The organism is Bradyrhizobium sp. UFLA05-153 (assembly GCF_054185185.1).
Genome location: NZ_JBBIAM010000225.1, coordinates 1 through 7,316 on the forward strand (window position 1 = coordinate 1; position 7,316 = coordinate 7,316).

The 7,316-nt window shown below is 58.1% G+C and carries 6 protein-coding genes and 1 pseudogene; 4 read left to right on the forward strand and 3 right to left on the reverse strand.

Features of this window, described 5'->3' with window-relative positions:
- Nucleotides 1–639: 639 nt before the first annotated feature.
- Complete coding sequence (locus tag Q2941_RS49920) at nt 640–960, forward strand: DUF3303 domain-containing protein (protein WP_458197294.1); 321 nt, start codon at nt 640–642, stop codon at nt 958–960.
- A 205-nt stretch (nt 961–1,165) separates the two neighbouring features.
- Here Q2941_RS49920 and Q2941_RS49925 read toward each other — a convergent pair whose 3' ends face one another.
- Nucleotides 1,166–1,330, reverse strand: a complete 165-nt coding sequence (locus Q2941_RS49925; protein ID WP_458197295.1) for a hypothetical protein — start codon at nt 1,328–1,330, stop codon at nt 1,166–1,168.
- Between the two features lie 225 nt (nt 1,331–1,555).
- Here Q2941_RS49925 and Q2941_RS49930 point away from each other — a divergent pair.
- A pseudogene (locus Q2941_RS49930) lies at nt 1,556–2,057 on the forward strand (IS110 family RNA-guided transposase); the annotation flags it as partial.
- A gap of 92 nt (nt 2,058–2,149) precedes the next feature.
- Complete coding sequence (locus tag Q2941_RS49935; protein WP_458197296.1) at nt 2,150–2,596, forward strand: type 2 periplasmic-binding domain-containing protein; 447 nt, start codon at nt 2,150–2,152, stop codon at nt 2,594–2,596.
- A gap of 1,002 nt (nt 2,597–3,598) precedes the next feature.
- On the opposite strand, the gene Q2941_RS49940 is transcribed toward Q2941_RS49935, so the two are convergent.
- Nucleotides 3,599–4,585: an ABC transporter substrate-binding protein gene (locus Q2941_RS49940; protein ID WP_458197297.1), complete on the reverse strand. Its 987-nt coding sequence runs from the start codon at nt 4,583–4,585 to the stop codon at nt 3,599–3,601.
- Between the two features lie 285 nt (nt 4,586–4,870).
- Here Q2941_RS49940 and Q2941_RS49945 point away from each other — a divergent pair, with 285 nt between their 5' ends.
- Nucleotides 4,871–6,658 (forward strand): adenylate/guanylate cyclase domain-containing protein, encoded by a 1,788-nt coding sequence (locus Q2941_RS49945; RefSeq protein WP_458197298.1) that lies wholly within the window; start codon nt 4,871–4,873, stop codon nt 6,656–6,658.
- A gap of 339 nt (nt 6,659–6,997) precedes the next feature.
- Here Q2941_RS49945 and Q2941_RS49950 read toward each other — a convergent pair.
- A partial coding sequence (locus tag Q2941_RS49950) for a transposase (protein WP_458197299.1) occupies nt 6,998–7,316 on the reverse strand: 319 nt, incomplete at its 5' end.

The following is a 7,316-nucleotide window of genomic DNA, read 5'->3' on the forward strand; positions in this document are numbered from 1 at the left end:
TGCCAAATTCTGAATCCCTACAGATACTTGATTCTCACACCTAAGCCGCCGCGACCAACTGACTCAGTAGTACTAGGGAGCGCTACGCTCGCCCGGAGACGGCTTCCAAGAAGAATGTGTTCAGCCGGGCAAGTTCCCGGCGGTGCGGTCTGCACGCGATGCTGATACGGGCTTTTCTACACAGCCTGGGCCCTTCGCGTCATTTCGTTGCCGCGCACAAGTGGGTCGCTTTCGGGGCAAAGCAGACATCAGGTAGCGGGCTGGACTAGCTGGCTCGGTCGCGAATGGGGTAGATGGGACGTGGCGGGCCAACTGCAAGAATGTCGAGATTGACCCATTAGCGGCCATTCCGTCTGTGTGACTTCAATACCGCTATCATATTGCGTTCCTATGGACGCCGTGTGCCGCCGGACTAATTCCGAGCCCGGCGTCCTAGATCGCTCACTACGCGGTCTCAAATAGCAGTACTGTTGGCTGCCGGATCATCGGCAAGCAACTGGGAGGAGGTCATGAAAACTTATACGATGACATTGCTCGCAGGCATCGCAATTGGTGCTACCGGGCCTCCCCCGCGCCGCGCAACGCCAAATCCAACGCGCCAAGTCAATTGGTTCATTTTTTTGAAGAGAGGACTTCTTCATGAAGTACATGATTGAATACACCATCCGCTCAGCCGGGCTCACGCACGACGAAGGTTTTGCGGGCTCGGAAGCTCTCCTGACCGCGTTCGGCAAGTGGAAGCCAGAAGACGGTTTGACCGTCCACGCATTCGTCTCGAACCTGGCCGGTAACGGAGGTTACGTGCTGGTCGAGGCCAACGACCCCAAGGTTATCTTCACGTTCGTCTCAAAGTACAACTTTTGGAACGACGTCAATGTCGTTCCCGTGGTCGACGTCGGCGAGGCGGTGCCGATAGCTGCGGCGTCCCTTGCTTGGGCGAGGAGCGCTTCGAAAAGCTGATCGATTTGCGCTAAGGCCGAAGCGACACAGCTCATCGCATTTAAATGAGAGAGGCCGCCGCGAGGCGGCCTTTCTACAAGGCCAGTATCGGAATGCAATAGTGGGCGCGCCGGGACCTCGGCCTCGGTGTTTCAAGATTGCTACTCGCCCGTGCCCACGAAGTGATCTAATGATTTCGACGACTTCCGAAATTGGCCCATTCACGTCAGTCCGCGAGCGCGTAACAGTCAGGTGCTTTCAGGTATTCTCGCTTGAGCCGCTCGAACTCTTCGTAGGTGGCTTCCTCAGCGCGTTGCATCAACGCAGAGTAACCGACTACGTCGGCGGCCAAGATTGCCGCCAATCGCCTCTGAACCCGCTGCTCGGTCACAACACCCTCCGAACGGCCAGACCGGGACAAGGGGGAGCCTAGCACTTTGTTGCGCAACTGTGAGCGGTAATCGCAGGAGCCCGTTTGCCTCAAGTGGCATCTTGCCGGGCCTGTGGCACATGAACGTGCGTCAACTCGGTAGGTCCGATAATGGGATGGTCCGGCCGTGCTCCGGCCCTGCCAGCACGAGAAGCTGGCAAGGGGCGCTCAGACAAGGAGCACGCCATGTCTCAGAAACTCAACGCAGCGATCGCCGTGATCGGCATCGATATCGGCAAGAACTCGTTCCACATCGTGGGTCATGATCACCGCGGTGCCATCGTGCTGCGGCAGAAGTGGTCACGCGGCCAGGTGGAAGCACGGCTCGCCAACCTGCCGCCGTGCTTGATCGGCATGGAGGCCTGCGTAGGTGCCCATCATCTCAGCCGCAAACTGCAAATGCTTGGCCACGACGCCCGCATGATGCCGGCGAAATACGTGCGCCCGTATTCAAAGGGACAGAAGAATGACTTCCGAGATGCGGAAGCGATCGCCGAGGCCGTCCAACGCCCGACCATGAAGTTCGTCGCGACCAAGACCGCCGATCAACTCGACCTTCAGGCACTGCACCGCGTCCGCGATCGATTGGTCGGTCAGCGTACCGGCGTCATCAATCAGATCCGTGCGTTCCTGCTGGAGAAGGGGCATCGCCGTGCGGCAAGGCCGCCATTCCCTGCGGTTCGAGTTGAGGATCAAGCAGGTCAGGACACCGTCTCCACCGTCTTGACGCACGCGAAGGAACCGAGTGCGTGGGCGGTCGCTAAGCGTGACGCACAGCAAGTGGCCGAGCAGTTGTGGACCCACGGCTTCCCGGCTGGTCCCAAGGGCCGCTTCGCGCCCTATCTGCCCTTCTTCTGGACGATCTGGGCATTTTCGAAGAATAAAGAAGCCGCCAAGAGCCTGCTCGCCTATCTCTCGCAGCCACCATCGATTGAGAAGTTGGTGGTCGCTAGCGGAGGTTATGATCTCCCGGCTCACGAGAAGTTCACGATGTTAAAGGTCTGGGCGGAAGCGGAGCCGCCGAAGGGTACGCTCTATCACTACCCCAATCCCTACAATCATCAGAAACTAGCAATCGCGGCCTGGCCCGCCCCGCCGAAGATCGCGCAGCAAATCTTCACACAGGCGACGCTGACCAAGATGTGCCTCCGCTACTCGCGGGGTGAAGCGATGGAGAAGACGCTCGCCTGGGCGGAAGGCGAGTGCGAAGGCTTTATGCGGAGCTGAAGACGGGATGATATGGCGGCTTGGTCTACTAGCGGATCGGAAGTGGCCAAACGCGACCTGCGCTACTTCCAGGCTTGCGGCCTGAGTGCCCAACGACTGCGCCGGTCCTTCGCGGGCGCGGTCAACGCGCAACTGTTGCGATAAGCGTAGTTAAGGCACTTCAGACTGCGAACAAAAGCGTCATATCCCGATTTAGAAAGCCTTAAGGTCTCTCGTTCATATCGCAGGTTCGATGGTGCCATCGGTACGGCGGATGCCCGGTACCGTCTGGATGCCTATCCAACGCTTCGAATAGAGCCTTCTAACAAAGCCAGCGCGACCAACTGAGGACCTTCGGGGGGCCTGCCTCATGGGGCGGAGACGCGCGTCGACTTATCAAACCCAACGCAAACTGCTGATTATTCGCGAATGGCGGCGTTGGCTTCAGGCTCAGTCGATCGATCGTGGGGCAGCCACCGCCCGCGATACGTTGAGCTTCTTTTGCGAACTAGAGGACAAGCGCTCCCCGCTCCTGAAATTCCAAGCGAGGGGGCGAGACAAGTGGGAAATCATCAACGGCTGGTTGCTGGCTTGCGGCCAGCATGGGGACGGACAATGCCCGCAGTCCTAGACCCGGAAGAGATTGTGGTCTTGGCCAACCACGGAGTGATGAGACTACGCTCTGCAGTCGCGAGAGCGATGGCTTTGCTGCCCGAAGATCGCGATATGGCGATAATAGTCCGAAAAGGCCAACTGTCGCAGTCGATCCTCGGTTTCGAGCAGATCAAGCAGCTTGCAGCGCGGTGGGAGCCCGCGGAGCAGCCCGTACCTCCGGGATCTGCCTCACCGGGTCCGTAGCCATCTGGCGGCCTCGCTGCCGAAGAGGAAGCTTCCTGGGGATGTGTTCACGTAAGTCGAGACTGCGGTGCGTTCTGCTCAATGTCCGCTATGCCCCCGGTAGCGACCAAATTCTGCATCGCCGCGAAATGCCGCGACGGGCCAGAACCTGACATTCGCTGATATTTACTCAATCACCTCGTCGGCGCGAATGAGCAACGAGGGCGGCACAGTGAGACCGAGTGCTTTGGCAGTCTTCATATTGATCACTAGTTCGAATTTGGTCGGCCTCTCTACGGGCAAGTCGGAAGGTTTGGCGCCTTTGAGTATCTTGTCCACGTAGTCGCCCGCACGGCGGAATAGATCGGCTAGATCGGGGCCGTAGATGACCAATCCTCCCCTATTGGCGTGGTGTCGGAACAAGTAGGTTGCTGGCAGATGATGCTTCGCCGCAAGCGCGATAATTCGCGGAGCTTGGACGTAGGTGAGAGGATCGCCAAGATCAACTATGGCATCGGCGTGGTGGGCCGCGGCCGAAGCAAAGGCAACGTCGAGTTCCTCGGGCGTGGCCGCCTCAACGATCGGCAGAGCGACGCCAAGCTTCCGGGCTATGTGAGGCACGTCCTGGGCTAGTATCAGCCTGTGTGAGGGATTTCCCGGATTGAGCAGCAGCGCAATTTTCGTTGCGTTAGGAATCAGTTCCCGGATGATTTCGATGCGTTTCCCGAGGAAATCTTCAGGTACGACGGTCGTAAGACCCGTTATGTTGCCGCCTGGTCGAGATAGGCTTTGCACGAGGCCGAGCCCGACTGGATCGGCCACAACAGCCACGAATACAATCGGAATGGTGTTTGTTGCCGATTTCAAGGCTAGGGCTCCGGGCGATCCCGCCACGATGAGCGCATCGGGACTGAGAGCAATTAGGTCGGCAACCGAAGCTGACAGTCGATCCGGGGGTTGGGAAAAGCGATACTCGATGTTCAGATTTTTTCCCTCGATCCAGCCGAGGCTTCGCAGCGCATCAGGTAACGCTTGCTCGGCTTGGTTAAGGGCCCTCCCGCTCCCATCACCTACGGCAAGAAAACCAAGCCGATGGCGTTTACCCTGCGCGCGTGAATAACATGGCGAAACGAGCAGCGCCGCAGTTCCCGCTATGAACTCCCGCCGCTTCATTCGATCCTCTTAGCAGCGTGAGGACGACGGGACGCAATGTATCACGTCTCGATGGTCGTCGCATTCAGTGCGGTGGCAAATGCGATGCGTAGCGCAGGGTGGCTCTGGGTCACGAGCGTCGCTCTCTGCAATAGACGTCGGCCTATCGATTTTCGCTATGCTCCGTTAGCGACCGAGGATGCATGGCGGTGCAATATGTCGCGATGGGCCAATATGCGACATCGGCCCCTATAGGCACCCCATGTGACCCGATGTACAAATCGCGTTTAGGTTGGATTGCATGCCATGGTGCAGGAGCCGCCAGTTCGGATTAAGCGCAGGTTGGCGGCTATATTGGCCGCCGACGTGGCTGGCTATTCGCGGCTCATGCATCGTGACGAAGAGGATACGCACGCTAGGCTTACTTCACGTCTAACGGAGGCTGTCTACCCGGCAATCGCTGAACACGGCGGCCGCATCGTCAAGTACACCGGCGACGGGTTCTTGGCGGAGTTTTCGAGCGCCGTGCAAGCGGTTCGGGCTGCCGCGGAGTTTCAAGCCCACATGAATCGCCTCACGATTGGCGACGCGGAAAATAGGCGCCTTGCTTTCCGTGTCGGCATCAGTGTCGGCGACGTAATCGTCGAGCCGCATGACATCTTTGGCGATGGCGTAAACATTGCGGCGCGGCTTGAGAGCATCGCAGAACCGGGCGGCGTTTGCATCTCGTCTACTGCCTATGATCACGTGCGGGGTAAGCTCGGGTTTGAGTTCGCTGATCTTGGCGAACAGAACCTCAAGAACATCGATTGTCCGGTGCGAGCCTATGCTCTGGTAAATGGGTTCCAGTCGGTGCCGCAGGCTACCCCAGCGATGTCGGCCGTATCTTCACGCCCGCGCCTCTCGATCATTGTGCTGCCCTTCGCCAATCTCAGCGGTGATCCTGAGCAAGACTATTTTGTGGATGGCGTCACCGAGAGCCTTACCACGGACTTATCGCGCATCAGGGGATCATTCGTCATCGGCCGACACACTGCATTCACTTACAAAGGCAAGGTGGTCGATGTCAGGCAGATTGGTCGAGAATTGAACGTCCGCTACGTGCTCGAAGGCTCTGTACAGCGTAGCGCCGACAGACTTCGGGTGAACGTCCAACTCGTGGACGCCGAAACCGGCGCACATCTGTGGGCCGATCGTTTCGACAAGCCCGTCGCCGATTTGTTCGATCTTCAGGATGAGATCGTATCGAGGCTCGCTAATACGCTGAACGCGCAACTCATTGAAGCTGAGGCACGGCGAGCCGAAAAAACCCCGCGTCCCGATTCAATGGATTTGTATTTCCAAGGCCGCTATTGGTGGAACAAAGGAATTACGTCTGAATACCTGGTGCGAGCACGTCACTTTTTTGAACGGGCGTTATCGGCTGACGCTGGAAATGTCGATGCGATGATCTGGATTGCGACGGCCGACACGATAGTTGCAATCGCATTTTTGACCGACGACTATCGCCAGTACCTGGTTGCGGCGGAGACGACACTGCTAAAGGCGCTGTCACTTGCACCGAACCATTCTTGGGCCCATATGAACTTAGGGACCGTGCTCATCTATACGAAACGCGTGGCCGAAGGCATGGCTGAGTGCGAGCGAGCGTTGGCGTTGGATCGCAATTTTGCCGTGGCGCACGCGGTCATGGGTATCGCCAAATTTTTTATGGGTCGTGGCGCAGACACCGAGGGCCACGTCAACGAAGCATTACGACTCTCTCCTCACGATATCTTCGCCTTTGAGTGGATGAGTGACGTGGGCTGTGCCAAGATGCAGCTCTCAGCAGACGCTGAAGCGGTCACTTGGTTCCTTCGCGGGATCGAAACCAATCGAAATCATCCCTTTTCGCATTTTGGACTGGCTGCTGCGCTCGCGCTTCTTGGTAAATCGCGCGAGGCGCAAGCTGCCGCGAAAACCGGACTTGCGCTCAATCCGACGTTCACCATTCGTCGCGTTAAGAGCTTCTTGGTAAGCGACAATCCGGCATTCCTAGCAGGCGCCAAGCGCATAGTGAAAGGGCTACACATGGCGGGGGTGCCGAAGGGGTGATGTCGGAGATGGACAAAATGCGAAAGAATTCAGCGTGAGCAAATCGGGGCCGCTTCTCTAATCGGCCGTTTGAGGTCAAGCACTTTCAGACTATCCGCCACTGCAGTGTCGATGTCGCTCACGGGTTCGTGCTTCTCTTCGGAATCGGCGCCAGGGCCCTTCCATCATGGGATTCGAGGATGAGGTAGAACAATCTATACCGCGGCCTTGCCGTCAGTTTGAACGGCAGGTTCAAGCGGACTCGCGAACTCACCTCATCCATCGTCCCGCGAGGGACATCTTTCCACTGCTGGGTGGATCTCGAGTGTTCTCCTTATCGGGTTTGATCCTGAACGGCTTTCATGCTGCTGCCGCGGCCGGCTCCCGGGTCCACCGGAACTCGGTGCCATCAATCCATATGCGGTGCATGATGACGGCCAGCCGGCGGGCCAGGGCGACGATCGCCCTCTTCATTCCGCGGCGCCTGGCGATCTGCATGGCCCAGGCTTTAAGCCATGACCATTTCTTCGAATGCAACATGCTCTGCGCTGCTTCGTAGAGCATCGTCCGCATCATCTCATCGCCACAGCGCGATATCCTACCTGTGTATACCGAAAACCTAAATCCTGAGGTAGCGGTGATGAGGTCCGCCCAGGATGGCAAGTGACCTGACCACACC

Coding starts and splice junctions, on each gene's coding strand:
- Q2941_RS49920 (WP_458197294.1), top strand. CDS start 640: ATGAAGTACATGATTGAATACACCATCCGCTCAGCCGGGCTCACGCAC.
- Q2941_RS49940 (WP_458197297.1), bottom strand. CDS start 4,585: ATGAAGCGGCGGGAGTTCATAGCGGGAACTGCGGCGCTGCTCGTTTCG.
- Q2941_RS49945 (WP_458197298.1), top strand. CDS start 4,871: ATGGTGCAGGAGCCGCCAGTTCGGATTAAGCGCAGGTTGGCGGCTATA.